The organism is Citrobacter sp. H12-3-2, assembly GCF_009649895.1.
GTDB classification, from domain to species: Bacteria; Pseudomonadota; Gammaproteobacteria; order Enterobacterales; family Enterobacteriaceae; genus Citrobacter; species Citrobacter portucalensis.
This window is the reverse complement of sequence record NZ_CP045837.1, coordinates 172,962-197,976: the sequence shown is the minus strand read 5'-3', so window position 1 is coordinate 197,976 and position 25,015 is coordinate 172,962. Positions and strand designations below refer to the sequence as shown.

23 protein-coding genes are annotated in these 25,015 nt (G+C 53.4%); 14 read left to right on the top strand and 9 right to left on the bottom strand.

What is annotated here, in order from left to right; translation table 11 throughout:
- Window positions 1-41: 41 nt before the first annotated feature.
- On the top strand, window positions 42-611 hold the full coding sequence (gene tag, locus GHC22_RS00965) for a DNA-3-methyladenine glycosylase I (RefSeq protein ID WP_003846107.1): 570 nt from the start codon (window positions 42-44) through the stop codon (window positions 609-611).
- A complete protein-coding gene (locus tag GHC22_RS00960) occupies window positions 601-1,041 on the top strand; it encodes an N-acetyltransferase (protein ID WP_003827401.1) in 441 nt (146 codons plus the stop codon). Before tag ends, GHC22_RS00960 begins: the two co-directional genes overlap by 11 nt.
- On the opposite strand, the gene GHC22_RS00955 is transcribed toward GHC22_RS00960, so the two are convergent.
- Window positions 1,010-3,343: a molybdopterin guanine dinucleotide-containing S/N-oxide reductase gene (locus GHC22_RS00955; protein WP_153752048.1), complete on the bottom strand. Its 2,334-nt coding sequence runs from the start codon at window positions 3,341-3,343 to the stop codon at window positions 1,010-1,012. The two genes, GHC22_RS00960 and GHC22_RS00955, sit on opposite strands and share 32 nt — an antisense overlap.
- Before the next feature lie 159 nt (window positions 3,344-3,502).
- On the opposite strand from GHC22_RS00955, the gene GHC22_RS00950 reads away from it, so the two are divergent.
- The 6 genes from GHC22_RS00950 (at window position 3,503) to ghrB (ending at window position 9,419) form a co-directional block, all read left to right on the top strand.
- Window positions 3,503-4,165, top strand: a complete 663-nt coding sequence (locus tag GHC22_RS00950; RefSeq protein WP_003827397.1) for an OmpA family lipoprotein — start codon at window positions 3,503-3,505, stop codon at window positions 4,163-4,165.
- Between the two features lie 104 nt (window positions 4,166-4,269).
- Window positions 4,270-5,286, top strand: a complete 1,017-nt coding sequence (locus GHC22_RS00945; protein ID WP_005133828.1) for a LacI family DNA-binding transcriptional regulator — start codon at window positions 4,270-4,272, stop codon at window positions 5,284-5,286.
- A gap of 99 nt (window positions 5,287-5,385) precedes the next feature.
- Entirely contained in the window at window positions 5,386-6,135 is a 750-nt protein-coding gene (locus GHC22_RS00940; RefSeq protein WP_071446718.1) for a sugar phosphate isomerase/epimerase, read from the top strand.
- Between the two features lie 3 nt (window positions 6,136-6,138).
- A complete protein-coding gene (locus GHC22_RS00935) occupies window positions 6,139-7,077 on the top strand; it encodes a sugar kinase (RefSeq protein ID WP_153752047.1) in 939 nt (312 codons plus the stop codon).
- Window positions 7,078-7,141: 64 nt separating this feature from the next.
- On the top strand, window positions 7,142-8,422 hold the full coding sequence (locus GHC22_RS00930; protein ID WP_048215328.1) for an MFS transporter: 1,281 nt from the start codon (window positions 7,142-7,144) through the stop codon (window positions 8,420-8,422).
- A gap of 22 nt (window positions 8,423-8,444) precedes the next feature.
- Complete coding sequence (ghrB, locus tag GHC22_RS00925) at window positions 8,445-9,419, top strand: glyoxylate/hydroxypyruvate reductase GhrB (protein WP_153752046.1); 975 nt, start codon at window positions 8,445-8,447, stop codon at window positions 9,417-9,419.
- A 58-nt stretch (window positions 9,420-9,477) separates the two neighbouring features.
- Here the strand turns inward: ghrB and GHC22_RS00920 are convergent, their stop codons facing one another.
- Window positions 9,478-10,188 (bottom strand): DUF3053 domain-containing protein, encoded by a 711-nt coding sequence (locus GHC22_RS00920; RefSeq protein WP_003827386.1) that lies wholly within the window; start codon window positions 10,186-10,188, stop codon window positions 9,478-9,480.
- A 380-nt stretch (window positions 10,189-10,568) separates the two neighbouring features.
- Between GHC22_RS00920 and GHC22_RS00915 the strand changes: the two genes are divergently transcribed.
- From GHC22_RS00915 to cueP, 3 genes are all read left to right on the top strand, one after another.
- Entirely contained in the window at window positions 10,569-10,859 is a 291-nt protein-coding gene (locus tag GHC22_RS00915; RefSeq protein WP_003827383.1) for an HTH-type transcriptional regulator, read from the top strand.
- Between the two features lie 279 nt (window positions 10,860-11,138).
- Complete coding sequence (gene cspA, locus GHC22_RS00910) at window positions 11,139-11,351, top strand: RNA chaperone/antiterminator CspA (protein ID WP_000014594.1); 213 nt, start codon at window positions 11,139-11,141, stop codon at window positions 11,349-11,351.
- Window positions 11,352-11,538: 187 nt separating this feature from the next.
- A complete protein-coding gene (cueP, locus tag GHC22_RS00905; RefSeq protein ID WP_032945331.1) occupies window positions 11,539-12,078 on the top strand; it encodes a copper-binding periplasmic metallochaperone CueP in 540 nt (179 codons plus the stop codon).
- Window positions 12,079-12,144: 66 nt separating this feature from the next.
- On the opposite strand, the gene glyS is transcribed toward cueP, so the two are convergent.
- The 3 genes from glyS to GHC22_RS00890 all read right to left on the bottom strand — a co-directional run bounded on the left by glyS (window position 12,145) and on the right by GHC22_RS00890 (window position 15,539).
- A complete protein-coding gene (gene glyS, locus GHC22_RS00900; RefSeq protein ID WP_008786433.1) occupies window positions 12,145-14,214 on the bottom strand; it encodes a glycine--tRNA ligase subunit beta in 2,070 nt (689 codons plus the stop codon).
- Window positions 14,215-14,223: 9 nt separating this feature from the next.
- Window positions 14,224-15,135, bottom strand: coding sequence for a glycine--tRNA ligase subunit alpha (gene glyQ, locus GHC22_RS00895; RefSeq protein ID WP_001168551.1), 912 nt, complete (start codon window positions 15,133-15,135; stop codon window positions 14,224-14,226).
- A gap of 95 nt (window positions 15,136-15,230) precedes the next feature.
- A complete protein-coding gene (locus GHC22_RS00890) occupies window positions 15,231-15,539 on the bottom strand; it encodes a YsaB family lipoprotein (protein ID WP_020996059.1) in 309 nt (102 codons plus the stop codon).
- 172 nt (window positions 15,540-15,711) lie between these two features.
- On the opposite strand from GHC22_RS00890, the gene GHC22_RS00885 reads away from it, so the two are divergent.
- Window positions 15,712-16,707, top strand: coding sequence for an acyltransferase (locus tag GHC22_RS00885; RefSeq protein ID WP_048216379.1), 996 nt, complete (start codon window positions 15,712-15,714; stop codon window positions 16,705-16,707).
- Here the strand turns inward: GHC22_RS00885 and yiaB are convergent.
- From yiaB to xylA, 3 genes are all read right to left on the bottom strand, one after another.
- Window positions 16,704-17,069 (bottom strand): inner membrane protein YiaB, encoded by a 366-nt coding sequence (yiaB, locus tag GHC22_RS00880; RefSeq protein WP_048227297.1) that lies wholly within the window; start codon window positions 17,067-17,069, stop codon window positions 16,704-16,706. The two genes, GHC22_RS00885 and yiaB, sit on opposite strands and share 4 nt — an antisense overlap.
- 167 nt (window positions 17,070-17,236) lie before the next feature.
- The gene (xylB, locus tag GHC22_RS00875; protein ID WP_079934334.1) at window positions 17,237-18,691 is read right to left on the bottom strand and encodes a xylulokinase; all 1,455 of its coding nucleotides are present in this window, start codon (window positions 18,689-18,691) and stop codon (window positions 17,237-17,239) included.
- A 71-nt stretch (window positions 18,692-18,762) separates the two neighbouring features.
- On the bottom strand, window positions 18,763-20,085 hold the full coding sequence (gene xylA / locus GHC22_RS00870) for a xylose isomerase (RefSeq protein ID WP_003024252.1): 1,323 nt from the start codon (window positions 20,083-20,085) through the stop codon (window positions 18,763-18,765).
- A gap of 361 nt (window positions 20,086-20,446) precedes the next feature.
- Here xylA and xylR point away from each other — a divergent pair, with 361 nt between their 5' ends.
- The gene (gene xylR / locus GHC22_RS00865; RefSeq protein WP_008786439.1) at window positions 20,447-21,625 is read left to right on the top strand and encodes a D-xylose utilization transcriptional activator XylR; all 1,179 of its coding nucleotides are present in this window, start codon (window positions 20,447-20,449) and stop codon (window positions 21,623-21,625) included.
- 44 nt (window positions 21,626-21,669) lie between these two features.
- On the opposite strand, the gene GHC22_RS00860 is transcribed toward xylR, so the two are convergent.
- Window positions 21,670-22,494 (bottom strand): protein bax, encoded by an 825-nt coding sequence (locus GHC22_RS00860; protein WP_008786441.1) that lies wholly within the window; start codon window positions 22,492-22,494, stop codon window positions 21,670-21,672.
- A gap of 316 nt (window positions 22,495-22,810) precedes the next feature.
- Here GHC22_RS00860 and malS point away from each other — a divergent pair, with 316 nt between their 5' ends.
- On the top strand, window positions 22,811-24,841 hold the full coding sequence (gene malS / locus GHC22_RS00855; RefSeq protein WP_048236993.1) for an alpha-amylase: 2,031 nt from the start codon (window positions 22,811-22,813) through the stop codon (window positions 24,839-24,841).
- Window positions 24,842-25,015 lie beyond the last annotated feature (174 nt).

The window sequence follows — 25,015 nt, the reverse complement described above, 5'->3', positions numbered from 1 at the left end:
CGAATGAAATTTTTACGCCAGTAAAAACAGCGAGGAAGAATATGCAGCGTTGCGGATGGGTCAGCCAGGACCCACTTTACATTGCCTACCACGACAAGGAATGGGGCGTCCCCGAAACCGATGGTAAAAAGCTGTTCGAAATGATCTGCCTGGAAGGTCAGCAGGCCGGGTTATCGTGGATTACCGTGCTAAAGAAACGGGAAAATTATCGCCACGCTTTCCACCATTTTGACCCGGAAAAAGTGGCGGCCATGACCGAAGAGGATGTGGAAAGGCTGGTACTGGATGCCGGCATTATTCGCCATCGCGGAAAAATTCAGGCCATTATCGGCAACGCTCGCGCTTTTCTGACGATGGCGCAAAACGGAGAGTCGTTTAGCGAATTCGTCTGGTCATTTGTTGATAACCAACCGCAAGTGACTCGCGCCGCCAACCTGAGCGATATTCCCACCTCCACGCCTGCGTCAGACGCGCTGTCTAAAGCGTTAAAAAAACGCGGATTTAAGTTTGTCGGCACCACCATTTGTTACTCCTTTATGCAGGCGTGCGGCCTGGTCAACGACCATGTCACCAGCTGCATCTGTTATCCGGGAGAACAACATGATTCGTGAATCCAAGGCTGAAGATCTGCCGTCAATTCTGGCGCTGTGGATGGAAAGCACAATCCATGCCCATCCATTTATCGAAGAGCGCTACTGGCGCGAAAGTGAATCCGTGGTGCGGGATGTTTATCTGCCAGCCGCGCAAACCTGGGTTTGGGAAGAAGAAGGCGAGCTCAAAGGCTTTGCCAGCGTGATTGACGACCGCTTTCTCGGCGCGCTGTTTGTCGCACCTGCCGCCATCAGAAGCGGGATCGGCAAAGCGCTGGTGCAGCATGTCCAGCAGCGCTTTTCGATACTCAGCCTTGAGGTCTACCAGAAGAATCAATCAGCGGTGAACTTCTACCATGCACTGGGTTTTCGCATTGAAGACGGCGCATGGCAGGAAGAGACTCACCACCCCACGTGGATTATGGGCTGGCAGGCGGATCAAACGCCGTAAGCGCCAACGTTGGTCCGCTATATTTTTCAAGCCACGCCAGCGCAGTATTGCCCGCGCAGCCATTCCCCAGCTTCGAGCTGGGGAGATCTTTGGTCAGAACGTTGACGGCACCATTTTTACAAATACCGTTCGCTGCGAGATCCAAATCAGGCCAGGCGCCTTCATGAATACAGATGACGCCGGGTTTAATACCCGCCGTCACCACCGCGCCCGCCAGAACTTGCCCGCGCTGGTTCCACACCCTGACCGTATCGCCATCCGCAATGCCGCGCGCGTGGGCGTCCTGCGGATGAATCGTTATCGGCTCACGATCCGCTACCGCGTACTGCTCACGTAGCGCACTGTAGTTAAGCTGACTATGCAAACGGTGCGCCGGATGGGCGGAAAGCAGCTGTAGCTGGTCCGGTTCGGCGTTACCGAACCACTCATCCGGCTCCAGCCACATCGGGTGCCCCCCGCAGTCCGCGTAGCCGTAACCGGCAATCCTCGCGGAGTAGATTTCAATTTTCCCGCTGTCCGTTTTCAGCGGATGCGCCTGCGGGTCGCAGCGAAAATCCGCAAAACGGATAAACTGTGCGCTGGCGGCGTTTTCCGGCATTTCGATCAGGGCGTTGCGCTGCCAAAACTCGGCGAAAGGCGGCAATGTCACCTGCTGACTGGCCCCACGTTGCCCGGCAATATTGTAAAAAGTCTCCAGCCACGCCAGTTCGCTTTTACCTTCGGTGAACCGTTCATATCCGCCCTTTTCCCAGCGCTCACTCAGCTCGGCAAAGACATCAAAATCATTTCGCGCTTCGTCCTGCGGCGGTACGACCTGCTTCATCGGCACCAGGTGCTGGTTGCTGTAATCGCCAGTCATGGTCAAATCATTACGCTCAAAGGAGGTGGTTGCTGGCAGCACGACATCGGCATGCTTTGCTGCGGCGGTCCAGAAACACTCCGAGATGACCACCAGCTCCGGTTTTTGCCAGGCGCGAATTAAACGGTTAGTGTCCTGATGATGGGTGAAGTTAGCCCCGCCCGCCCACCACAGCATACGGATGTCCGGGAAATGGCGGTCCATGCCGTTGTGCTGGTAAAAACCGCCGGGATTTTCCAGCGCTTCGACAATTCGCGCCACCGGGATTTTATCTACCGCGTCGGTGCCGCCTTTAACGCTGCCCTGCATTGAAGCCAGCACCGCAGCCCGGCGCGTTGGGTTGCCGCCATTGGCAAAATGGTACGACAGCCCAAAACCGCCGCCTGGCGTCCCGATTTGTCCGAGCATGGCGGCCAGGGTGACAATCATCCAGTGTTTCTGCTCGCCATACTGTTGGCGCTGCATGCCCCATCCGGCCATCAGCATGGTGGTATTTTGGTGAAATATCGCCGCAAGTTCGCGTATCTTCGCCGTCGGAATGCCACAAATCTCTGCCGCCCATTCTGCCGTTTTTGCAACATCATCAGATTTACCCAGCAGATAGTCGGCAAAACGGTCATATCCGGTAGTACACCGGGCGAGAAAATCCTCGTCATGCCAGCCGTTTTCCACCAGCGTATGCGCGATGCCCAGCATCAGCGCTACGTCGGTCCCCATATGCGGGGCAATCCATTCCATCTTATCGCCAAAGAAATCGACGCTTTCCGATCGCATCGGATCGATACAGATCAAGCGTTTACCGCTGTCACGCAATGCCTCAAAGTACGCGAGGCCCTGCTCATCGGACGCGTTCCAGGCAATCTTCAGGGTATTCAGCGGATTGGCGCTCCACAACACCACCACCTCGCTGTTCTCCAGCACCACCGGCCAGCTGGTTTGCTGCTGGTAAACTTCGTTCCCGCCCACCACGTACGGCATAATCGCCTGCGCAGCCCCCGTCGAGTAATCCCCCAGATGCCCGGTATAACCGCCCGCCAACGCCATATAACGCTGTAACAGGGTCGCCGCTTTGTGTAACACGCCGTTGGAACGCCAGCCGTACGAACCGGCAAAAATTGAGGCCGGGCCGTAGCTGTCACGGATGCGTTTATGCTGCGTATGGATAAGATTCAGCGCGTCGTCCCAACTGACGCGAACAAACTCATCCTGCCCACGTATGCCCTGTGGGTTCTCCGGCGAGGCGAGAAACCCTTTACGCACCATCGGAAAACGTACCCGCGTTTTACTGTGAACCTGGTCGCGCACCACGGTTTGCAAAGAGTTGGGATGAGTGGTGGGCAGCGCGCCACGCGAGGAGAAAACTGTCTCCCCATCAGTGTCGACGAGGATTGGTCCCCAGTGGGCGGCGGTTAACACCGAGTAATGTGCGGGTGAATTAGCCAAGATGGTGCTCCTGAATGCGATGTGACGGCTTATTTATTATGCCGTTCAATGTTACTTACAAATTTCAGAGTCTTCCCTGGAATTTTCTTCATGTTCACACGTCATAATCAACCGCCACGGTCGCTGTGGCAAAGAAGAAAAAGTCATTAAGGAATTAAGATGAAGAAACGTGTATTTGTTATTGCTGCCATCGTGAGCGGCGCCCTGGCGGTTTCTGGCTGCACAACAAACCCTTACACCGGCGAACGCGAAGCGGGTAAATCCGGCATTGGCGCAGGTATTGGCTCTCTGGTCGGCGCGGGCATTGGCGCACTCTCTTCTTCGAAGAAAGATCGCGGCAAAGGCGCACTGATTGGCGCAGCGGCTGGCGCGGCCGTTGGCGGTGGTATCGGCTATTACATGGATGTACAGGAAGCAAAACTGCGCGAAAAAATGCAGGGAACGGGCGTCAGCGTGACACGCAGTGGCGATAACATCATTCTGAACATGCCAAACAACGTCACCTTCGACAGCAGCAGCGCCAACCTGAAGCCTGCGGGTGCTAACACCCTGACCGGCGTGGCGATGGTACTGAAAGAGTACAATAAAACCGCCGTCAATGTGCTGGGCTTCACCGACAGCACCGGCAGCCAGGATCTGAATATGCGTCTGTCACAGCAGCGCGCAGACTCCGTAGCCAGCGCCTTGATCACTCAAGGGGTCGCAGCTAACCGCATCCGCACTCAGGGTATGGGCCCGGCAAATCCGATCGCCAGCAACAGCACAGCGGAAGGTAAAGCGCAAAACCGCCGCGTAGAAATTACCTTAAGCCCGATCCAGTAACGTTTTGTGCCGGATGGAAGCAGACCGCGTCCATCCGGCATGAAGCACTTGCCATCGTTGATTTTCGCGTTAAGGTGTTGTCACCAAATTCAGGGAAATCAGCGATGAGCAAATCAACACGGGCAACCATCAGCGATGTGGCGAAAGCTGCAAAAACCGGCAAGACCAGCATTTCACGTTATCTCAACGGTGAAAAGCACCTGCTTTCCGACGCGCTGCTGGCCCGCATTGAACAAGCCATTGCCGATCTCGACTATCGTCCCAGCCTGATGGCAAGAGGCCTGAAACATGGTCGTACCCGCCTGATTGGCCTGATCATCGCCGATATTACTAATCCCTACTCCGTCAACGTGTTAAGTGGTATTGAAGCCGCCTGTCGCGATAAAGGCTTTACCCCGCTGGTGTGTAACACCAACAACGAAGTGGATCAGGAGCTGCATTATCTCGACCTGCTGCGCAGCTACCAGGTCGAAGGGATAGTGGTCAACGCCGTCGGGATGCGCGAAGAGGGGCTGAACCGCCTGCAACAGTCTGCGCTGCCGATGGTGCTGATTGACCGTAAAATTCCCGATTTCGCCTGTGATATGGTCGGGCTGGATAACACCCAGGCGGCAACGGTTGCCACCGAGCATCTGGTCGAACAAGGTTTTGAAGCCATCCTGTTCCTCAGCGAACCACTCGGCATGGTGAATACCCGCCGCGAACGCCTGAGCGCTTTTCGCGCCACGCTCGCGCAATACCCTGGCGTTATAGCGCAAAATGCCGAAGTCCCGCTCACGGACAATACGCAACTGGACGACACCCTGCGCCAGTTTCACCAGCAGCATCGTGGAATGCGCAAAGCCGTTATCTCTGCCAACGGTGCCCTCACGCTACAAGTAGCCCGCGCCCTGAAACGCATTGGCCTCAACTGGGGGAGCGACATTGGCTTACTCGGCTTTGACGAACTGGAATGGGCTGAGCTGGCGGGCGTTGGTATTACCACGTTGAAACAACCCACCTGGCAGATTGGTTACACCGCCGTTGAGCAGGTTGTGCGCCGGATTGATGGCGGCTCCGCTGCCATTCAGGAACAGGTCTTCTCCGGCGAGCTGATCGTGCGCGGCTCTACCGCCCGTTAAATTACCTTCGTGATGGTGATCATAAATTCGACATCATAGGCTTTTCTTTGGAACCGGTTCCATCTAGCGTTATAACAAGAACGCTAGTCTGGAGTTTCCATGAAAAGAAAAATTATGGTGGTCACCGCCGCTTACGGCCACGACCAGGTACGGGCCGCAGGCGGGCAAACGGCAATGCTGCCCATCATCGCTGAAGCCGGTGCTGACGGCGTCGAAATCCGCCGCGAGCTATTAACCGACGCCGAGCTGAAGACGCTGTCAACGATGGCTTCTGCGATCGAAATCTTCGGCCTGCTGGCCTGTTACTCAGCGCCTGAACCGTTGTTCCTTGAGGACGGTAACCTCAACCCCCGTCTTCCAGAACTACTTGAGGAAGCGCAGGCCTTGCAGGCGCTGTGGTTAAAAGTCTCCCTCGGCCATTTTTCCCATACAAAACAGTTCGACGTTCTACGCCAATGGCTGGACAACAGCGGAATGGAGCTGGTTGTCGAGAACGATCAGACCGACTGCGGACGCCTGCAGCCAATGCAGCGCTTTAACGAAGCCTGTCAGGCGCAAAACCTGCCGATATCTCTGACCTTCGATATGGGCAACTGGCTGTGGGTGGGCGACTCCCCGGAAGAAGCAGCACAAAACCTGGCGTCAACCGTTGGCTATATCCATGTCAAAGCCGCAGTTGCATATCACGACAGCTACCGCGCCGTACCACCTGATGAAGCCGATCCGCGCTGGCTGGCGCTGCTAAAAACGCTGCCCAACGATGTCCCACGCGGCATTGAGTTCCCCCTGGAAGGGCAGGATTTGGTGGCGGTTACCCGCCGCTACGTTGAGCTGTTACGCGAGGAGTAACGCATGAAAAATTCACTGGATGTGGTCACTATTGGTGAAGCGATGGCGATGTTTGTCGCCACGCAAACCGGCGAACTGGCGGATGTGGAGCAGTTTATCAAGCGCGTTGCAGGCGCGGAGCTTAACGTGGCGACCGGTCTTGCCCGTCTGGGCCTGAAGGTCGGTTGGGTGAGCCGCGTAGGCAACGACAGTTTTGGCCGTTTTATCGTTAAGTCGCTGGAAAAAGAAGGGATAGATGCGCAGGGAGTCACCCAGGACGGGCGTTACGCTACCGGCTTTCAGCTTAAATCTAAGGTCGAAAATGGAACCGATCCCATTGTGGAATATTTCCGTAAAGGTTCCGCTGCCAGCCACCTCAGCATTGAAGATTATCACGAGGACTATTTCGCCAGCGCGCGCCACCTGCACCTGAGTGGTGTAGCGGCAGCACTTTCTGCCAGCTCTTATGAACTACTGGCGCATACCGCCCGCACCATGAAGGCCCAGGGGAAGACCATCTCGTTCGACCCGAATTTGCGCCCGGTATTGTGGAAAAGCGAAGCCGAAATGGTGGAAAAACTGAACCGGCTGGCATTCCAGGCTGACTGGGTTTTACCAGGGTTAAAAGAGGGCATGATTTTAACCGGTCAGCAAACGCCTGAAGCCATCGCCGACTTTTATCTGCGCCATGGAGTGAAGGCCGTGATCGTGAAAACCGGGGCTGATGGCGCCTGGTACAAAACCGCCAGCGGCGAACAAGGCTGCGTGGCACCGGTAAAAGTCGACAATGTGGTCGATACGGTCGGCGCAGGAGATGGCTTTGCCGTAGGCGTTATTAGCGCCCTGCTGGAAGGCCGCTCGTTGCATCAGGCGGTGACCCGCGGCAATAAAATTGGCGCACTGGCCATTCAGGTTCAGGGCGACAGCGAAGGATTACCCACACGTGAACAATTAGGGGAATAAACTCCCGGCCAACTCTGTACCCTACATACAGAGGCGGCGTATCAGCATAACCAGAGGGCAGTCTATGAATAGCTCAACTAATGCAGCAAAACGCTGGTGGTACATCATGCCAATCGTGTTTATCACGTATAGCCTGGCGTACCTTGACCGCGCGAACTTCAGCTTCGCCTCCGCCGCCGGTATCAACGAGGACCTCGGCATTACCAAGGGGATCTCTTCCCTGCTGGGCGCACTGTTTTTCCTCGGCTATTTCTTCTTTCAGATCCCGGGCGCAATTTACGCTGAACGCCGCAGCGTACGAAAACTGATTTTTGTCTGTCTGATCCTCTGGGGCGCATGCGCGTCGTTAACCGGCATGGTCAGCAATATTCCAATGCTTGCCGCCATCCGCTTTATTCTTGGCGTCGTTGAAGCCGCCGTGATGCCGGCAATGCTGATTTATATCAGCAACTGGTTTACGAAATCTGAACGCTCGCGCGCAAACACTTTCCTGATCCTCGGTAATCCGGTCACCGTCCTGTGGATGTCCGTGGTTTCCGGTTACCTGATTCAGGCGCTGGGCTGGCGGGAAATGTTCATCATTGAGGGCTTCCCGGCCATCATCTGGGCGTTCTGCTGGTGGGTGCTGGTAAAAGACAAACCGTCTCAGGTCGGTTGGCTGTCAGAATCTGAAAAAGCCGCTCTTCAGGCACAACTGGAAAAAGAGCAGCAAGGCATCAAAGCCGTACGTAACTATAGCGAGGCTTTCCGCTCACGTAACGTCATCCTGCTGTGTATGCAGTATTTCGCCTGGAGTATTGGCGTCTATGGTTTTGTCCTGTGGCTGCCGTCGATTATCCGCAACGGCGGCGCAAACCTGGGGATGGTGGAAGTTGGTTGGCTGTCATCCGTACCGTATCTGGCGGCAACGGCGGCGATGATCCTCGTCTCCTGGGCGTCCGATAAGCTGCAAAACCGTAAGCTGTTTGTCTGGCCACTGTTACTGATCGCGGCGTTCGCGTTTATCGGCTCCTGGGCCGTAGGCGCAGACCATTTCTGGATTTCTTACACGCTGTTGGTTATTGCAGGCGCGGCAATGTATGCCCCCTATGGTCCCTTCTTCGCCATCATCCCGGAAATGCTGCCGCGCAACGTCGCCGGTGGGGCAATGGCGCTGATCAACAGCATGGGCGCGCTAGGTTCATTCTTTGGTTCATGGTTTGTCGGCTACCTCAATGGCGCTACCGGCAGCCCGTCTGCCTCGTACATTTTTATGGGGGTAGCGCTTTTTGTCTCAGTGTGGCTAACTTTAATTGTTAAGCCTGCTAATAATTCTCAAATTCCGGTTGGCGCACGCCACGCTTAAATTTTAACTTACGGAGATTCGCATGAAGCCGTCCATTATTCTCTATAAAGCGTTACCTGACGATTTACTGCATCGCCTGGAAGAACATTTTACTGTGACTCAGGTGCCTAACCTGCGCCCGGAAACGGTCGCACTGCACGCCGACGCTTTTGCCAATGCAGAAGGTCTGCTGGGCTCCAGTGAAGCCGTCAATACCGCTCTGCTGGAGAAAATGCCCAGGCTGCGTGCGACATCTACGATTTCCGTAGGCTATGACAACTTCGACGTCGATGCCCTCAACGCGCGTAAGGTGCTGTTGATGCACACGCCAACCGTGCTGACGGAAACCGTCGCCGATACGGTAATGGCGCTGGTGTTAAGCACCGCTCGCCGCGTAGTGGAAGTTGCCGAACGGGTAAAGGTCGGCGAATGGACCAAAAGTATCGGACCGGACTGGTTTGGTACCGATGTACACCACAAAACGCTGGGGATTGTCGGTATGGGCCGCATTGGGCTGGCGCTGGCACAACGTGCGCATTTCGGCTTTAGCATGCCGATTCTCTATAATGCGCGCCGTCATCATCAGGAAGCAGAAGAGCGCTTCAATGCACGTTACTGCGACCTCGATACGCTGTTGCAGGAGTCTGATTTTGTCTGCCTGATCCTGCCGTTAACCGACGAAACGCATCATCTGTTCAGCACCGAGCAGTTTGCCAAAATGAAGTCTTCCGCCATTTTCATTAACGCCGGACGTGGCCCGGTGGTCGATGAAAAAGCGTTGATTGCTGCCCTGCAAAAAGGCGAAATTCATGCCGCTGGCCTGGATGTATTTGAGCAAGAGCCATTATCGGTAGACTCACCGCTGCTGTCACTGCCCAACGTGGTGGCCGTACCGCACATTGGTTCAGCCACGCACGAAACGCGCTACAACATGGCGGCCTGTGCGGTGGATAACTTAATCGATGCGCTGCAAGGACGCGTTGAGAAGAACTGCGTAAACCCGCAGGTCGCATCATAAACAAAAGGCCGGGTAGCGCTTACGCTCACCCGGCCTTTCATGTATTACCGTATCTTAATTACTGAGCGGCATTCACCGCAGCAGTCCAGGCCTGATTAAATGCCTGATGCTGAGCAGCCAACGGGCCAATCAGCGTATTGTACTGACTTGCCTGCTGTGACGTTGGGAACTGGATACCGTTGGCGACAAAGCTCACCTGCGTATCCTGCTGCGCCACAAAATCACCAACCTGCACCAGCTGCTGCGTGAAAATTTGCGCGGCAGGGATCAGCGGCTGTAAGGCCTCTGCTGGTGCAGTAACAACTTTGTTGTACACCTGATCAAAGACCGGTTTCAGATCTTCGCCCTGCTTCAGCGCGCCATGCGCAGCATCTGCCTGTAGTTTCGCATTCTGCAACTGTTGCCCTAATACACCTAGCGCACCATTTGCCTGACGCAGCGGTTCACGCTGAGTCACATAATCCTGAGGAACACGAATCGCATTTACGCTATCAACCACCGGACGCAGACCGGAGTCCATCGCCTGATTAACCTGTTGCGAATAGCCATACAGAATCGCGTAATCGGACACAAACGGGCCAAACTGTTTTTTCTGATCGGCGGTCAGCGTTGGTAAACGCTCTCCGCTACGCATTGCAGTATTCTGCAGAAAATCGATAAACGCTTTGCGTTGATCGCCTTCTTTATCAAAACACCCACTCAGGCCAACTACCATTAAGAGCGCCAAAACAGGCGCAAACCAGCGAGAGCAGGACTTACCTGTCGCCATTTTAATACTCCTTTCACCCAAAAATGCGCACAACGACACCCGCGTGCCTGACGTTGACAAGGATAGTCCAGGTCAGCCCCGCAAGATACCCTTTCCGCGTAATCTTGTGGGGGAAAATAACCGTTCCCGCCACCGTTCGTTTTGCTAAACAATGCTGCATTTACCACTCGGCGTCATATTTTAGTCATCTTTACAATCGGAATCGATCGTTCGGAGATCCCGACCTTTATCAGTTTGTTAGCCAGCAAAAGATTGTCACCTGCGATCCGCTGAAACGAATCCATCACACAACCCTTAAATCCGGCTTCATTTTTTCCGACTACTCTTAATGAGCTTCGAAGAAATTCACGATCCCGCTGTGTGATTTGTAGGAGTTCTCAATGGAATACAAAGATCCTATGTTTGAACTGCTAAGCAGTCTGGAGCAGATTGTTTTTAAAGATGTATCGCAGACGGTCACTCTGCCGCAAAAAACCAACCCTTTCACCGAATTTGAACAGCTACGACGAGGGACAGGTTTAAAAACAGATGATTTTGCCCGAGTGATGGGCGTGACGGTCGCGATGGTTCATGAATGGGAGTCTAAACGCGTAAAGCCTTCCACTACCGAATTGAAGTTAATGCGCCTGATTCAGGCAGACCCTAGGTTAAGTAAGCAACTGATGGATTGAACTATTTTTCAATTTTGCTTAAGAACGGTCCTGTTTCAGGGCCGTTCTCTTACGAAGGTTATCCACAAAAAAGAAAATAGTAGTTGCATCCACATGCGTAAAATGAGTTAATGCCCTCAACGGTTTGACGTACAGACCATTACAGCAGTTAGTAAGGCAAGTCCCTTCAAGAGTTATCGTTGATACCCTTCGTAGTGAGCATTTCCTTTACTGTTAAAAAATCTGTAAAGCACGCCATATCGCCGAAAGGCACACTTATTTTTTAAAAGGTAATACACTATGTCCGGTAAAATGACTGGTATCGTAAAATGGTTCAACGCTGACAAAGGTTTCGGCTTCATCACTCCTGACGATGGCTCTAAAGACGTGTTCGTACACTTCTCTGCTATCCAGAACGATGGCTACAAATCTCTGGACGAAGGTCAGAAAGTTTCCTTCACCATCGAAAGCGGCGCTAAAGGCCCGGCAGCTGGCAACGTAACCAGCCTGTAAGCTTAAAAAGCTCAAAATTCTGAATCCCTGCCAAACGGCGGGGATTTTTTTTATCTGTACTTCGCAGCACATCCCACCTAAACGCTTCTTTGCATTACTTTACCCGTCGCCCCTTTGACCTTTCCCTAAGGGCAAGCTTTATAGTGAGCCAGTCTATATTCCACAATTTTCACAAGGAATTGAAGCTATGTCGAAATCCTCACTGCTGCTGATTTTAGGTTTGCTCACCACTGGTACTGCGTTCGCGGCAACGCCGGAAGCTACTTTTCTGGCCGAACACGGGCTTAGCGGGAAATCCGTCGAACAAATCGTAGAGACGATTGATCAATCACCGCAGAGCCGCCCGCTGCCGTACTCAGCGTCCATCACCAGCACCGCGTTGAAGCTCTCTTCGGGCGATCAGGTTTATACCCTGCCGCTCGGTGACAAGTTCTATCTGTCATTTGCCCCGTATGAATGGCAAACACATCCTTGTTTCAACCACAGTCTTTCTGGCTGCCAGGGCGAAATGCCGGAGAAGACATTCAATGTCAAAGTGACGGATAACAAGGGTGATGTGGTGGTACAAAAAGCGATGAAGAGCGGCCGAAATGGCTTTGTCGGGGTATGGCTACCACGCAATATGGAAGGCACCATCGCAGTGAGCTACAACGGTAAAACGGCGGAGTATCCTATTAAGACGATGGAAGACAGTCAGACCTGTCTGACAAAATTGCAGTTGCGCTAACAACATAAAAAAATGCCGGATAAGGCGAAGCCGCCATCCGGCATTTTCTAAGTCAGCGCAGGGCCGTTACTGCAGCAGAGAAATATCTGCCACGCGCAGGAACAGCTCGCGCAGTTTTTCGAGCATAGACAGACGGTTAATACGCAGATCTTTATCTTCTACGTTGACCATCACTTTCTCGAAGAACGCATCAACCGGTTCACGCAGTTCCGCCAACTCAACCAGCGCTTCCTGGTAACGACCGGCAGCGAAGACAGGCTCCAGCTTATCGCGCAGCACAACCACCTGCATCGCCAGCGCAATTTCTTCCGGCTCTTTCAGCGTTGCCGCATTCACGCGGTCATTCAGCGTCTCTTCAGACTTCGCCAGGATGTTCGATACACGCTTGTTCGCGGCAGCCAGCGCGGACGCGGCTTCCAGCGTACGGAAGTGCGAAACCGCCTTCATACGTGCGTCAAAATCAGCCGGACGAGTCGGACGACGTGCCAGTACGGCCTGAATGGTGTCGACGGTGTAACCTTCGTCCTGATACCAGGCGCGGAAGCGACCGAGCATAAAGTCGATAACGTCATCCACCACGTTGGCGTTGGTCAGCTTGTCACCATACAGACGAACCGCTTCTTCGGTCAGCGTTTGCAGATCCAGATTCAGGTTCTTCTCAACGATAATACGCAGCACACCCAGCGCAGCACGACGCAGCGCAAACGGGTCTTTGTCGCCTTTCGGATGCTGACCGATACCGAAGATACCCGCCAGGGTGTCCATCTTGTCAGCAATCGCCACGGCACAAGCTACCGGGTTCGACGGCAGGTCATCACCGGCAAAACGCGGCTGATACTGCTCGTTCAGCGCCACAGCTACATCTTCTGCTTCGCCATCGTGACGCGCGTAGTGCATGCCCATCACACCCTGGGTGTCGGTGAACTCGAAGACCATGTTGGTCATCAGGTCACACTTGGACAGCAGGCCAGCACGCGTTGCGTGGTTAACATCAGCGCCAATCTGACCAGCAATCCAGCCCGCCAGCGCCTGGATACGGTCAGTCTTGTCGCGCAGCGTACCCAGTTGCTGTTGGAACAGCACGGTTTGCAGACGCGGCAGATGGTCTTCCAGACGTTTTTTACGGTCGGTATTGAAGAAGAACTCGGCATCCGCCAGGCGCGGACGAACGACTTTCTCGTTACCGGAGATAATCTGGATCGGATCTTTCGATTCGATGTTGGCAACGAAGATAAAGTTCGGCAGCAGTTTGCCGTCGTTCGCGTAAACCGGGAAGTACTTCTGGTCACCTTTCATGGTGTGAACCAGCGCTTCAGACGGAACTGCGAGGAATTTCTCTTCGAATTTCGCGGTCAGCACTACCGGCCATTCCACCAGCGAGGTGACTTCTTCCAGCAGGCTTTCGCTCAGGTCAGCGTTACCGCCAATCTTACGCGCTGCTTCTTCAGCATCGGCTTTGATTTTCGCTTTACGCTCAGCGTAATCCGCAATTACTTTGCCGCGTTCACGCAGGATTTCCGGGTACTGATCGGCAGAATCGATGGTGAATTCCGGCTCGCCCATAAAGCGGTGTCCACGGATCACGCGATCGGACTGAATGCCCAGAATCGTTGCCGGAATCACCTTGTCGCCCAACAGCAGGGTCACGGTGTGAACCGGACGCACGAAGTGGACATCAGACGCGCCCCAGCGCATCAGTTTCGGGATAGGCAGCTTCGCCAGTGACGTGGCGATCATGTTTGGCAGCAGCGTTTCTGCGCTTTCGCCTTTTACATGCGCACGGTACAGCAGCCATTCGCCTTTGTCGGTAGTCAGACGCTCAGCCTGATCAACCGTGATGCCGCAGCCACGTGCCCAACCTTCTGCCGCTTTGCTCGGTTTGCCTTCAGCGTCAAACGCCTGAGCAATGGCCGGACCGCGTTTTTCAACTTCGCGATCGGGTTGAGATTCCGCCAGATTCGCGACTTTCAGCGCCAGACGACGCGGCGCGGCGAACCACTCAACGTTGCCGTGCGCGATGCCAGCGTTATCCAGCTCCGCGGTAAAGTTTGCAGCAAAGGACTCAGCCAGGCTGCGCAGTGCTTTTGGTGGCAGCTCTTCAGTGCCGATTTCCACCAGAAAAGTTTTCTCAGACATGGCCGCCTCTTATTTGTCTTTGTTGCACATCGGGAAGCCAAGGGCTTCACGGGAAGCGTAGTAAGCTTCTGCCACTGCTTTGGTCAGGGTGCGAATGCGCAGGATATAGCGCTGACGCTCGGTGACGGAGATGGCTTTACGCGCATCCAGCAGGTTGAAGCTATGGGCGGCTTTCAGAATACGTTCATACGCAGGCAGCGGCAGCGGATTTTCCAGCGCCAGCAGCTGCTGCGCTTCTTTCTCGTACTGCTCGAAGCAGGTGAACAGGAAGTCCACATCGGCGTATTCGAAGTTGTAGGTGGATTGCTCCACTTCGTTCTGATGGAACACGTCACCGTAAGTGGTTTTACCCAGCGGGCCGTCGCTCCAGACCAGGTCGTAAACGCTGTCTACGCCCTGAATGTACATGGCCAGACGTTCCAGACCGTAAGTAATTTCCCCGGTTACTGGTTTACATTCCAGGCCACCAACCTGCTGGAAGTAGGTGAACTGCGTCACTTCCATACCGTTCAGCCACACTTCCCAACCCAGACCCCAGGCACCCAGCGTCGGGTTTTCCCAGTTATCTTCCACGAAACGGATATCGTGAATGGTCGGGTCCATACCCAGTTCTTTCAGAGAACCCAGGTACAGCTCCTGAATGTTGTCCGGAGACGGCTTAATCACTACCTGGAACTGATAGTAGTGCTGTAAGCGGTTCGGGTTTTCGCCATAGCGGCCATCGGTCGGACGACGAGAAGGCTGCACATAAGCAGTCGCCATCGGCTCCGGCCCCAGCGCACGCAGGCAGGTCATTGGGTGAGATGTTCCCGCGCCGACTTCCATGTCCAATGGTTGAACGATGGTGCAGCCCTGGCGAGCCCAGTAATCCTGTAAGGTCAGGATCAAGCCCTGGAAGGTCCTGGTATCAAACTTTTGCATATTATTTCGTGCTGGATACGTGTGGATTTAAAGGAAGCGATCAGTATACCCGCTGGCTGCAAGATATACAGTACGAAACGGGAAAAAGGGGGAACTTAGCGCATGGAAAGGTGCAAAAACTGCCCGTCTGCATCAAAAGAACAGACAAAACTCTCTTTACGGAAGGTAGAACCACGCATCTCATAGCTGCCCTGGAATTGTTCCAGTCCAGAGATATCAATTTTCTGCGCGCCAGTGTTGTAGCGTTGCGCCGCCTCATTTTTGCACAATGACTCCATATCCAGCGAACGTGTGGCACTGACCTTAACCTTTTGCGCTTTCTGCGCAGGTGCAGACGATTGTGTGTCAGCGCACGCTACCAGCAAAAGGGCAGCGATCGCGGGAAAGAAATACTTCATCATCATTTTATTACCGCCTGGTTTGCTGGTCAGTCTTATTATTAGTGTCTGGAAACAGATCCTATTTTGAGAATCTCATCAGACCATCTCAAGCTTTAGCGTAAGAACTCGGATTATTCCAGTGAGCTACGTTCGCAAAATATCGGTCAGACTTTTTTTAATGGACACAGAGGAACTGATGCAGCCCAAAATTTTCTGGATTGATAACCTGCGCGGGATAGCCTGTTTAATGGTCGTGATGATCCACACCACAACCTGGTACATCACCAATGCGCAAAGCGTCAGCCCGTTGAATTGGGATCTGGCTAACGTGCTCAATTCAGCTTCTCGCGTCAGCGTTCCGCTGTTCTTTATGATTTCGGGCTATCTGTTTTTTGGTGAGCGTAGCGCCAAACCGCGCCATTTCCTGCGCATCGCGCTTTGCATTCTGTTTTACAGCAGCGTGGCGCTGGCCTATATCCTGCTGTTTACCTCGATCAACGCTGAGCTGTCGCTGAAGAACCTGCTGCAAAAGCCGGTGTTCTATCACCTGTGGTTTTTCTTCGCGATCGCCGTCATCTACCTGGTTTCTCCGCTGATACAGGTGAAAAATATCAGCGGCAAGATGCTACTGGCGCTCATGGTTGTGATTGGGGTGATTGCCAATCCCAACACCGTCTCGCAAAAAATCGGCGGCTTTGAGTGGCTCCCAGTCAACCTGTACATCAGTGGCGATACTTTCTATTACATCCTGTACGGCATGCTGGGCCGGGCGATTGGCATGATGGATACGCAAAAGCGTGCGCTCAGCTGGCTCTGTGCGGCGTTATTCATTACCGCAGTATTTATTATTTCTCGTGGCACATTGCATGAACTGCGCTGGCGAGGCAATTTTGCCGACACCTGGTACCTCTACTGCGGCCCAGCGGTATTTATTTGCGCCGCCTCGCTCCTGACGCTGGTCAAAAATACGCTCAGCGCACGTACTCTGCCGCTACTGGGCCTTATTTCTCGCCATTCATTGGGCATTTATGGTTTTCATGCGCTGATCATTCACGCACTACGTACCAACGGAATTGAACTCAAAAACTGGCCACCGCTGGATATACTGTGGATTTTCAGCGCCACGCTGGCAGGAAGTTTACTGTTGTCTATTCTGTTGCAGCGTATTGATACGCGTAGGCTGGTGAGTTAGGTGTCTCCAGGCAGCGCCTGATTACGCGAACGCTGCAGTAAAAATTGCCCCATTAAACACACGAAGAATGCTGCCGGGTATAACCCTATTTCGAAGGGCGCCAACGGGGCATTCCACACCCCCACCAGCAACAGCCCTGCCGTGATGAGCGCCACCATCTGACATACGGAAGCGAAGCGTTCATCGTTTTGATTGAGATTTACTGCGCGCTGATAGGCATACGTTACGAACATCCCCGTCATCAGCGCCCCCAAAAAATACCCCTTGCCGCTCAATAACGGGCATGCACGCCATAAACCGATACTGTAAGTCAGTATGCCTGAGAGGAATAATATCCATGGCAACAGCCTGGTTGTCTTCATTGGGATCTCCTTATCCATCATGGATACAATATGAATAACCCGCTAAAGACAACACAGAAAAAAGCGACTACACAGGACTTTCAGAATACATCCATACGTGTAACTTATTATTTTCGTGGATATATATATGCAGCAAATTCCCCTCTGCTAGCCAGAGGGGAAAGTGGTCAGGACATCAGCGGTTGTAATTGCTGATAGATACGACGGAAAGTTTCTCGACGCTGTTGATAACGAGCATGACGCTCCGCGTCAGGATAATGCGCCTGCTCCAGCGTAAGCTGAGGCAGTAACTCTGATAACGACGTTTGCGGATTCATGGCAACTTGCGCCAGGCGCGCCGCGCCGAGAGCAGGGCCAACGTCACCGCCGGTACGGTAATCCAACTGCAATCCGCTGATGTCAGATAGCATCTGACGCCAGTATTCACTACGCGCCCCACCGCCGATCAGCGTAATGCTGGCGGGCTGAACGCCACAGGCATGTACCACGTCCATACCGTCAGCCAGCGCAAAACCCACACCTTCCAGCACCGCCTGTGCCAGTTCTGCCGGACCATGCTGATGTGTCAGACCGAAAAATACGCCCTTGGCCTGCGGATTGTTATGCGGCGTACGCTCGCCGGACAAATAAGGTAAAAACCAGACCGGCTCCGCGTGTTCATCCGCCTGTTGCGCAGCGTCAATCAACGCAGGAACGCTCGCCAGTCCGGTTAATTTTGCCGCCCAGTCCAGACACGATGCCGCACTTAACATTACAGACATCAGATGCCATCGCTCAGGCAAAGCATGGCAAAAACTGTGAACCGCACTTTCCGGTTTGCTAAGGAAACCATCACTCACCGCAAAATAGACGCCGGATGTCCCCAGCGAAAGCATCGCCTGACCGGCATTCATCATGCCTACGCCAACCGCGCCCGCCGCGTTATCACCACCTCCGGCAACAACCGCAACCTCCTGCATTCCCCAGGCTTTAGCGACGTCTGGCAATAAGGTTCCGGTAATCTCGCTGCCTTCATAGAGCGCAGGCATATGTGCGCGAGTCAGTTTACAGGCAGCCAGCATGACATCGCTCCAGTCACGCTTCGCGACATCCAGCCACATTGTCCCTGCCGCATCAGACATATCGCTGGCAAAATCACCGGTCATGCGCAAACGCAGGTAATCTTTCGGCAGCAGGACTTTATCAATCTGGTTGAAAATCTCCGGCTCGTGGCGTTGCACCCACAGCAGTTTTGGCGCGGTAAAGCCAGGCATCATCAGGTTGCCGGTGATGGCACGAGACTGCGGAACCTGACTCTCCAGCATCTCGCACTCTTCAGCACAGCGACCGTCGTTCCATAAGATAGCCGGACGCAATACCTTCTGTTGTTCATCCAGTAGCGTCGCGCCGTGCATCTGCCCGGCAATCCCCAACGCTTTCACCTCGCGGAGTGAATGCTGCTGACCCAGTGCTTTTACCGCCCGATCCGTTGCCAGCCACCACTGCTCAGGGTCTTGTTCTGACCATAACGGGTGCGGGCGCGAGACGGTGAGTTTCTCCGTTTTTGAAGCCACCACATCGCCCTGCTCATTGAGCAGAATGGCCTTTACGCCTGATGTGCCAAGATCTATCCCGATATACATAAGGCATCGTTCCTTAAAGAAAGGCCCGGTAGCGCTAGCTGACCGGGCTTACGGACGTTCTCAGAGACCCGTTATTTGTCGAACAAATAATGGTTTACCAGATTTTCCAGCAATTCCTGATGACCGCTCTGGTGCACTGGCGCCAGGTTGTGTTGTTCAGCGTACTGCGCAATTTCTGTCAGCGTCATCTGGCCTTTCAGAATTTGCTGGCCCAGCTCACCATTCCAACCGGCATAACGTTTAGCCACACGCTGATCCAGGCCACCGTCTTCAATCATACGGGCCGCAATTTTCAGCGACAGCGCCATGGTATCCATCGCGCCAATATGACCATAGAACAGATCGTATTTATCGGTGCTCTGACGACGTACTTTGGCATCAAAGTTCAGGCCGCCGGTAGTGAAGCCGCCCGCTTTCAGGATTTCGTACATCACCAAGGCATTCTCTTCTACGCTGTTCGGGAACTGGTCGGTATCCCAGCCCAACTGTGCGTCGCCGCGGTTGGCATCGACAGAGCCAAACAGACCCAGCGCGATAGCAGTGGCGATTTCGTGATGGAACGAATGGCCTGCAAGCGTAGCGTGGTTGGCTTCGATATTCAGTTTGATCTCTTTTTCCAGACCGAACTGCTTGAGGAATCCGTACACGGTCGCCGCATCGTAGTCGTACTGGTGCTTGGTCGGTTCCTGCGGTTTCGGCTCGATAAGCAAAGTGCCCTGGAAACCGGTTTTGTGTTTGTGTTCCACGACTAATTGCATGAAACGACCAATCTGCTCACGTTCCTGACGCAGATCGGTATTCAGCAGTGTTTCATAACCTTCACGGCCGCCCCACAGAACGTAGTTTTCACCACCTAACTTGTGCGTGGCATCCATGGCCGTAACCACCTGCGTGGCGGCCCAGCTGAACACTTCTGGATCTGGGTTTGTGGCCGCACCCGCACCGTAGCGTGGGTTAGTGAAGCAGTTTGCTGTACCCCACAGCAGCTTCACGCCGCTCTGTTCCTGTTTTGCCGCCAGCACATCAACCATCTGCGCAAAGTTGTTTTTGTACTCTTTCAAAGACGCGCCTTCCGGCGAAACATCCACGTCATGGAAGCAGTAGTAAGGCACGTTCAGCTTGTGGAAAAACTCAAATGCCACATCCGCTTTGCGTTTCGCCAGCGCCAAAGCTTCACCAGGCTGCTGCCATGGACGATCGAAAGCGCCCATACCGAACATATCCGCCCCGTTCCAGCAGAAGGTATGCCAGTAGCAGGCCGCAAAACGCAGATGATCTTCCATGCGCTTGCCCAATACGATTTCGTCAGGGTTGTAATGGCGAAATGCGAGCGGGTTGGTGGATTGAGTGCCTTCGAAACGAACACGATCGAGTTGGTCAAAATAAGCCGGCATAATAAGCTCCATAATCAGGTAATACGGCAAGTAAACTGCGATATGGCTATACTGGAATTTCCTGATTTATTGCTCAATTACGTTATTTCACACCGCCATTAAGAGAATACCCAAACGTGCGCTGGCTCCCAAAAAAACGCGCTAAATAAAGAAATAAAAAAGCGATCGCGATCGAAGGTTAGTCATTAAACAAAAAACCGTAATGCGCAGATAAAAAATGACAATTGTCATCCCGCGACCAGTATGTAAATTTTGCGTAGCCTCAGGCAATCAGGAATTTTGTCACGCTTCATCAAGCAGTCGTACCTGCGGTTTTGCTAGTATCGACAGGCCCACGTTAACCTTTCCAGGACAGGTTCTTATGTTTGATAAACGTCACCGCATCACTCTGCTATTTAATGCCAATAAAGCCTACGACCGCCAGGTGGTAGAAGGTGTGGGTGAATATTTACAGGCATCGCAATCCGAGTGGGATATATTCATTGAGGAAGATTTCCGAGCCCGTATCGATAATATTAAAGACTGGTTAGGCGACGGCGTTATTGCTGATTATGACGATGATGATATTGCGCAATTACTTGCCGATGTTGAAGTTCCCATCATCGGCGTTGGAGGCTCCTACCATCTGGAGCAAGATTATCCACCGGTACATTACATCGCCACCGACAACCACGCGTTGGTAGAAAGCGCTTTCCTGCACCTGAAAGAAAAAGGGATTAACCGCTTTGCGTTCTATGGTCTGCCATCGTCAAGCGGCAAACGCTGGGCCGCGGAACGTGAATATGCGTTTTGCCAGCTGGTTGCCAAAGAGAAGTACCGCGGCGTTGTCTATCAGGGGCTGGAAACCGCACCGGAAAACTGGCAGCACGCGCAAAATCGTCTGGCGGACTGGCTACAAACACTACCGCCGCAAACCGGTATTATCGCCGTTACCGACGCGCGGGCACGACACGTCCTGCAAGTCTGCGAGCACCTGCATATTCCAGTACCGGAAAAGCTGTGTGTGATTGGGATCGACAACGAAGAACTGACCCGCTATCTGTCACGGGTGGCGCTTTCATCCGTGGCTCAGGGAGCCAGGCAAATGGGGTATCAGGCCGCTAAGCTCTTACATCGTTTACTGGCAAATGAAGAGCTGCCGCTGCAACGTACACTGGTTCCTCCGGTGCGCGTCATTGAACGCCGCTCAACCGACTACCGTTCATTAACCGATCCGGCGGTGATTCAGGCGATGCACTTTATCCGCAACCATGCCTGTAAAGGTATTAAGGTTGAACAAGTGCTGGATTCAGTGGGGATTTCTCGTTCGAATCTGGAGAAGCGTTTTAAAGAAGAGGTCGGAGAGACTATCCACGCCGTGATTCATGCCGAAAAGCTGGAAAAAGCGCGCAGCCTGTTGATATCTACCACACTTTCAATCAACGAAATCTCACAGATGTGCGGCTATCCGTCTCTGCAATATTTTTATTCGGTCTTTAAGAAAGAGTATGACACGACGCCCAAAGAGTATCGCGATGTGAACAGCGAAGTGTTGCTGTGAGGATTATTGCCGGATGCGGCGAAGCCGCCATCCGGCACACAGAATTACATATGCGCGGCGATTAAACGCTGGTTATCCTGATACATTGCGAACAGATAATTGTTGTAGCTCTGTCCTTTAGTAGAATAACCCTTCAGCTTATGAATCATCGCGGTAGCGGTGACTTCCTGATCGGCTTTACGCAGCTGCGCACGTGACTTACGGAATGAAGAGTAAGCCGGATGCGTGTTCAGGTTGATGACGTAAGCATTCACCGACTCTTTCACCGATTCAAACTGTGAGTAGCCTTTCACCTTACCCGGGGCATTGTTACAACGACCTTTGCCACATTTCATGCCAAACAGATTGTTGTTGCTACGCGCCAGCTTCGACGTACCCCAGCCACTTTCAGCCGCAGCCATGGTTGCCACCATACTGGTCGGGATAATGTCTACGCGCTCAAGCAGCGTATTCCATGGGATTTTACGCGTGTTGCCAGACCAGCTCACCTTGTAGCGCTTCGCGATATCTTTCATACGCGTACGCTCAGTCGGTGACCAGCGGTTCTGGTACTGTTTTGAAATCAGCCAGTTACGGTCCGCCGTAATGGCAGCATTTTGACTGGTAATATAAGGCATAACCGTCCGGAGAAACGCTTTTTTCCTTGGTGTTCCGGAAGGGTATTTTCGCAAATCAGGAAGTGAACTACTCTTTGCACTATTGCGAGAATACTCTTGTTTACTGCTTACCTGTGTATTACTTGTCTTGATTACCTGGGGCTTGTGACTCGTTGTCGCCGTGTGTGTCTTTGCCAGCACCTCACCCGAAAATGCAACGGTGAGTAACATAAGAATCATTGCCCCATATCGTCGAATGGGAGTCAATATCATTAGGTCTCCTGGTCGGATTTATACATTCCAACACCTTATATTTTTCACAAAAATGAGAGATGAATCTCAAATCATATCAAAAATAGCCGTCAAGAGCACCCAAAGGAATAGTCCAATTCTGAAACCATGTCACGCATTAACGGTTCAGGGTGCTATTAATTCGAAGAAAATGTGGAGGTTATCGCAAAATGAGTTCATTTTTTGCGCGCGATCGCTCACCCTCACTTCTCCTCCTGGCGGAATCGACTCAAAGGAGGAGTTTCCGACCTGATTTCACTGGCAAACTGGCGAAAATCGCAGCACCAAGGACAGCATTATGAAACTTGCCGCCGTTGCGCTGGCGCTCATGCCCGGCATTGCCATCGCCTCATCATGGACTTCTCAGGGACTCCCCACCTTCGAAGCGGAAGGTACGGGTAAATTCGTCAGCCATGCAGCGTTGACGAAGGGTACGCGTCCTTTAATCCTAAATTTTGACCAACAGTGCTGGCAGCCTGCTGATGCGATAAAACTCAACCAGATGCTGTCGCTAAAACCGTGTGAAGGCGCCCCGCCGCAGTGGCGCTTATTCAAAGACGGCGATTACACACTGGAAGTGGATACCCGCTCCGGAACGCCAACGTTGATGCTCTCGGTAAAAAGCGCCGCAGACCCTGTCACGACCCAGATTCGCCAGTGCCCGAAATGGGATGGTTCGCCGTTAACACTGGATGTGAGCCAGACCTTTCCGGAAGGTGCCGTGGTGCGCGATTTCTACAGCCAGAAAACGGCAACGGTAAAAAATGGGACAATTACCCTACAGCCTGCCGCAGCCAGTAACGGACTGTTGCTGCTGGAACGGGCGGAAACCGATGCCCCGGCCGCTTTCGACTGGCATAACGCTACGGTGTATTTCGTCCTGACAGACCGCTTTGTAAATGGTGACCCGAGCAACGACCACAGCTACGGTCGGCGCAGCGATGGCATGCAGGAAATTGGCACCTTCCACGGGGGCGATTTACGCGGTCTTGCCAGCAAACTCGACTATCTGCAACAACTGGGCGTCAATGCGTTATGGATCAGCGCGCCGTTTGAGCAAATCCACGGCTGGGTCGGCGGTGGCACCAAAGGCGATTTCCCCCATTATGCTTACCACGGCTATTACACTCAGGACTGGACCACGCTCGATGCGAATATGGGTAATGAAGCTGACCTGCGTGCGCTGGTTGACGGCGCTCACCAGCGCGGCATTCGCATCCTGTTTGATGTCGTCATGAATCATACCGGCTACGCCACGCTGGCGGATATGCAGGAGTATCAGTTTGGGGCCCTGTACTTGTCGGGCGATGAACTGAAAAACACGCTCGGTGAACGCTGGACGGACTGGAAGCCAGCCGCCGGGCAAAGCTGGCACAGCTTTAATGATTACATCAACTTCAGCGATAAAGCAGGCTGGGAAAAATGGTGGGGGAAAAACTGGATCCGCACCGATATTGGCGATTACGACAATCCGGGTTTTGACGACCTGACCATGTCGCTGGCTTTCCTGCCCGATCTGAAAACCGAATCCACCACGCCTTCCGGGCTGCCAAACTTTTATCAACACAAACCGGATACGCACGCTAAAGCTATTGCTGGTTATACGCCCCGCGATTATCTGACCCACTGGCTCAGCCAGTGGGTGCGTGATTACGGGATTGACGGGTTTCGGGTCGATACCGCCAAACACGTCGAACTTCCCGCCTGGCAGCAGTTAAAAACACAGGCCAGCGCGGCGCTGGTTGAATGGAAGAAAGCGAACCCGGATAAAGCGCTTGATGACAAACCTTTCTGGATGACCGGCGAGGCCTGGGGTCACGGCGTGATGCAAAGCGACTATTACCGTCACGGCTTTGATGCGATGATCAATTTCGACTATCAGGAGCAGGCGGCAAAGGCCGTCGATTGTCTGGCAAATATGGATGTCACCTGGCAACAGATGGCTGAGAAATTGCAGGATTTCAACGTTCTGAGCTATCTTTCCTCGCACGATACGCGTCTGTTCCGCGAAGGTGGAGACAAAGCCGCCGAGCTATTGCTGCTGGCGCCAGGCGCGGTACAACTCTTTTACGGAGACGAGTCGGCCCGGCCCTTTGGACCAACAGGTTCAGACCCATTGCAGGGTACGCGCTCAGAAATGAATTGGCAGGATGTGGCCGGGAAATCTGCCGCCAGCGTCGCTCACTGGCAGCGCATCAGTCAGTTCCGGGCCAGACATCCCGCCATCGGTGCTGGTAAACAGACCACGCTGACATTGAAGCAGGGATACGGATTTATCCGCGAGCATGGCGACGATAAGGTGATGGTGGTGTGGGCCGGTCAGCCCTGATCCCAACAGGCTTCCCGCTGTGCATACAGCGGGAAGCCCAACACAAAATAAAAAACCAGCCAGGCAAACATCTGCAGCACAAAACATCAATCCAGCTCGTTCCCCCTGATTTGCACCCTGCCATAGGTAGCGCTATGGTTAGCCACTTTACTACTCAGTTCGACAGACCCCCTG

Bases quoted from the DNA above. Each gene is read 5' to 3' on its own strand.
- GHC22_RS00945 (WP_005133828.1), top strand. From the start codon at position 4,270: ATGAGCAAATCAACACGGGCAACCATCAGCGATGTGGCGAAAGCTGCA.
- GHC22_RS00930 (WP_048215328.1), top strand. From the start codon at position 7,142: ATGAATAGCTCAACTAATGCAGCAAAACGCTGGTGGTACATCATGCCA.
- yiaB (WP_048227297.1), bottom strand. From the start codon at position 17,069: ATGAAGACAACCAGGCTGTTGCCATGGATATTATTCCTCTCAGGCATA.
- xylB (WP_079934334.1), bottom strand. From the start codon at position 18,691: ATGTATATCGGGATAGATCTTGGCACATCAGGCGTAAAGGCCATTCTG.
- tag (WP_003846107.1), top strand. From the start codon at position 42: ATGCAGCGTTGCGGATGGGTCAGCCAGGACCCACTTTACATTGCCTAC.
- GHC22_RS00940 (WP_071446718.1), top strand. From the start codon at position 5,386: ATGAAAAGAAAAATTATGGTGGTCACCGCCGCTTACGGCCACGACCAG.
- glyQ (WP_001168551.1), bottom strand. From the start codon at position 15,135: ATGCAAAAGTTTGATACCAGGACCTTCCAGGGCTTGATCCTGACCTTA.
- malS (WP_048236993.1), top strand. From the start codon at position 22,811: ATGAAACTTGCCGCCGTTGCGCTGGCGCTCATGCCCGGCATTGCCATC.
- ghrB (WP_153752046.1), top strand. From the start codon at position 8,445: ATGAAGCCGTCCATTATTCTCTATAAAGCGTTACCTGACGATTTACTG.
- cspA (WP_000014594.1), top strand. From the start codon at position 11,139: ATGTCCGGTAAAATGACTGGTATCGTAAAATGGTTCAACGCTGACAAA.
- GHC22_RS00860 (WP_008786441.1), bottom strand. From the start codon at position 22,494: ATGATATTGACTCCCATTCGACGATATGGGGCAATGATTCTTATGTTA.
- GHC22_RS00915 (WP_003827383.1), top strand. From the start codon at position 10,569: ATGGAATACAAAGATCCTATGTTTGAACTGCTAAGCAGTCTGGAGCAG.
- GHC22_RS00950 (WP_003827397.1), top strand. From the start codon at position 3,503: ATGAAGAAACGTGTATTTGTTATTGCTGCCATCGTGAGCGGCGCCCTG.
- GHC22_RS00935 (WP_153752047.1), top strand. From the start codon at position 6,139: ATGAAAAATTCACTGGATGTGGTCACTATTGGTGAAGCGATGGCGATG.
- xylA (WP_003024252.1), bottom strand. From the start codon at position 20,085: ATGCCGGCTTATTTTGACCAACTCGATCGTGTTCGTTTCGAAGGCACT.
- GHC22_RS00885 (WP_048216379.1), top strand. From the start codon at position 15,712: ATGCAGCCCAAAATTTTCTGGATTGATAACCTGCGCGGGATAGCCTGT.
- glyS (WP_008786433.1), bottom strand. From the start codon at position 14,214: ATGTCTGAGAAAACTTTTCTGGTGGAAATCGGCACTGAAGAGCTGCCA.
- GHC22_RS00920 (WP_003827386.1), bottom strand. From the start codon at position 10,188: ATGGCGACAGGTAAGTCCTGCTCTCGCTGGTTTGCGCCTGTTTTGGCG.
- GHC22_RS00890 (WP_020996059.1), bottom strand. From the start codon at position 15,539: ATGATGATGAAGTATTTCTTTCCCGCGATCGCTGCCCTTTTGCTGGTA.
- GHC22_RS00960 (WP_003827401.1), top strand. From the start codon at position 601: ATGATTCGTGAATCCAAGGCTGAAGATCTGCCGTCAATTCTGGCGCTG.
- xylR (WP_008786439.1), top strand. From the start codon at position 20,447: ATGTTTGATAAACGTCACCGCATCACTCTGCTATTTAATGCCAATAAA.
- cueP (WP_032945331.1), top strand. From the start codon at position 11,539: ATGTCGAAATCCTCACTGCTGCTGATTTTAGGTTTGCTCACCACTGGT.